The following is a 2,776-nucleotide window of genomic DNA, read 5'->3' as shown; positions in this document are numbered from 1 at the left end:
TGAACTGGAAATCGTCATCGAGAGAAGATCCATCCTCGCCCCGGGAGGGCTACTTGCTCTGAACCGCTGGTCTCACCCAACCCTGACACCCAGGGAACCGGGGCAGGACGACCGTGCGGTAGCCGGCGTCGCTCTTGGTCCAGGGCTGTCGGAAGAAGCCCTGGCCTGTGACGAAGACCAGGGTGCCGCAGATCGTCAGGGTGGGGCGTGCGGTGGCGAGGTCCAGGTCCGCCCAACGCAGGGCGAGGATCTCGCCGATGCGGGCTCCGGTGGCGAGCATGAGGTCGACGACGTCGGCCAGGTCGCCGGTGTGCCGAGGCCCGGGCTTGCCGGGGACCGGCCGCTGCCAGTCGCGGATGGCGGTGCGGACGGCCTGGAGGTGTTCGTCGGAGAGGATGACGACTGCGCGGCGAGGTTTGCGCAGTCGACCCGTGTCGCGTACGGGGTTGGTGGGGAGCGCGCCGTGGCGCACGGCGAGGGCGAACATCTGGCTCAGGACGACCTTCGCGCCCCTGGCGGCCGAGGGGCGGTCCTTGGCGATGTCGCGCAGGAACCGATCCAGTCGCCCGACGCTGGCCTCGCGGATCCGCAGGTTGCCGAGGGCGGGCAGGATCGCCGCGCGCACGCTGGTCGCGTATCGGTGGATGGTCTGTGGTGCGATCCGTTCCTCGGTGGTGATCTCTTCGATCCATAGTTCGGCGAGTCTGCTGACGTGGGTCTCGCGGGTGATCTCGTCGTCGTTGGGGGTGGTGCGGTCACGTAGCTTGATTTTCAGCGCCCGGAATGCGCGGGGAGCAGGGCTAGGTGTTCGTCGCGACGCGCGGCAACCGGGGATCATCCCCGCGTGCGCGGGGAGCGGCGCCCGTGGGAGGGCGCGCCCCGGCTCACGGACGGATCCCCCCGGCATGGGCGGGGAGCAGACTCCTTGACCTGGGATGCTAAAGATCGACTGCACTGTTTTTGTCCACTTTGGCTGACAGTCCGTTCATGTGGCGTCTTGCTTCTGCTGATGGACTGCAGTTGATGCAGAGAGCATGGTAGCCAACGCTTACCCCGGCGGTGGTGTCGTGGCGACTGAGCTGCCGATCCGGTGGGCGGCGTGTTCGATGTCGCTCTCCCGGGTTTCACGGCCGAGGCTGAGGCGGATGGTAGCTCGCGCGTCGGAATCGGGCAGGCCGATGGCGGTGAGGACGTGGGACGGTTTGGCGTGCCCGCTGGCGCAAGCTGATCCATTGGAGATGGCGAGGTCGGGTAGGGCGTCGATGAGATCGGCGGCGTCGATGCCGGGGATGGTGAGGCTGAGGTTGCCGGGTAGTCGGTGTTCGGGGCTGCCGTTGATGTGAGCGTGTGGAAGGGCGGCGAGTAGTCGGTCGGCGAGGCTGTCACGTAGCTGCGCGATGCGTGGGGTTTCGTGTTCGCGTTCGGTGGCGAGGATGCGTAGGGCTTCGGCGAGGGCGATGGTGCCGGGGAGATTGATGGTGCCGGCCCTGAAGCCGTGCTCCTGGCTGCCGGCGTATTGGGGCCGTATGGGCGTTCCGCGGCGGATGTAGAGGGCGCCGATGCCTTTGGGGCCGTAGATTTTGTGTGCGGAGATGGTGAGCAGGTCGACGCCGAGCCGGTTGACGTCGATGTCGAGTGCGCCGATGGCTTGGGCGGCGTCGGTGTGTAGTAGCACGTTGTGGCGGCGGGTGATGGCGGCTATGTCGGCGATTGGTTGGATGGTGCCGATTTCATTGTTGGCGTACATCACTGACACCAGAACGGTGTGCGGGGTGATGGCTACGGCGACGTCGGCTGGGTTCACGCGCCCATGGTGATCCACTGGGACGGTGGTGACGGAGTATCCCGCGCGGCTGAGGTGGTCGCAGGTGGCCAGAACCGACTGGTGCTCGATGGGGGTGGTGATGATGTGGTCGGCGTCGGGTCGCGGGTTGGCGGTAGCGGTGCCGAGGATGGCGAGGTGGTTGGCCTCGGTGGCGCCGGAGGTGAATACGATCTCTGTGTCGTGCTCGGCGCCTAGGGATATCTTCACCTGCCGGCGTGCGGCTCGAAGGGCGGAGGCGGCCCGGCGGCCGGGCTGGTGTGGGCTGGACGGGTTGGCGTACTGCTGTGTGAGGAACGGCAGCATCGCGTCGAGGACACGCTGGTCGACCGGGGTGGTGGCCTGGTAGTCGAGATACACGACGTTGTGGCTCACACGATTCTCCGATCCGGGGTCGCGTACTTGCGGGCAGCGTCGACGACATCCCAGTAGACGGTTCGTCGTGCGCCGAGGTCCGACAGTGAAGTGGCCAGGCAGCGCCAGTTGCGGTTGGGATGGTGAAGGGCGATCAGGAACGCCACCTCGAACCACTCCCGGACTGACCGAATCACCCGCTGTGTGGGATCGGAGTCGCGCCAGAGGTCGACGTGTCCCTGGGCGCGTAGCCACTCGGCGGCTGCGGACGCTTCGTCCGAGTCGCTGAGGGAGCCTGGCCCGGTGATGGTGCGGATGTGAGGGGCGAGGCGAGCCAGCCGGGCTTGCCGGCGGGCGTGTTCGGCCTTGGGTGACAGGTCGCGGGTGAGGTGTAGGTCCGCCCACCATGGTTCGTCGTAGTGGTGCCAGGTGACGCTGGCTATCGAGACGGAAACCTGGGGGCGGATGCCGCCACGGGTGAGGTCGCCGACGTCGTAGCCGGCCCCTAGACGAGTAGTTCCGATGTCAGGGGTCGATGTCTGGGTATGAAGAGAGGGCGTCGATGATCATGTTGTGACGCAGGACCTCGACACCCTCTTG

Annotated in this window: 2 protein-coding genes and 1 pseudogene; all 3 read right to left on the bottom strand. The window is 66.9% G+C overall.

The window, feature by feature from the left end; genetic code table 11:
- Positions 1-94 precede the first annotated feature (94 nt).
- A pseudogene (locus ACFT41_RS32135) lies at positions 95-907 on the bottom strand (site-specific integrase); the annotation flags it as partial.
- 141 nt (positions 908-1,048) lie between these two features.
- Positions 1,049-2,197 (bottom strand): cysteine desulfurase family protein, encoded by a 1,149-nt coding sequence (locus tag ACFT41_RS32130; protein ID WP_377590476.1) that lies wholly within the window; start codon positions 2,195-2,197, stop codon positions 1,049-1,051.
- On the bottom strand, positions 2,194-2,343 hold the full coding sequence (locus ACFT41_RS32125) for a hypothetical protein (RefSeq protein WP_377614108.1): 150 nt from the start codon (positions 2,341-2,343) through the stop codon (positions 2,194-2,196). Before ACFT41_RS32125 ends, ACFT41_RS32130 begins: the two co-directional genes overlap by 4 nt.
- Between the last annotated feature and the right edge of the window lie 433 nt (positions 2,344-2,776).

The organism is Micromonospora sp. NPDC057141, from assembly GCF_042670805.1.
GTDB lineage: Bacteria > Actinomycetota > Actinomycetes > Mycobacteriales > Micromonosporaceae > Micromonospora.
This window is presented reverse-complemented; position numbering and strand designations above follow the sequence as displayed.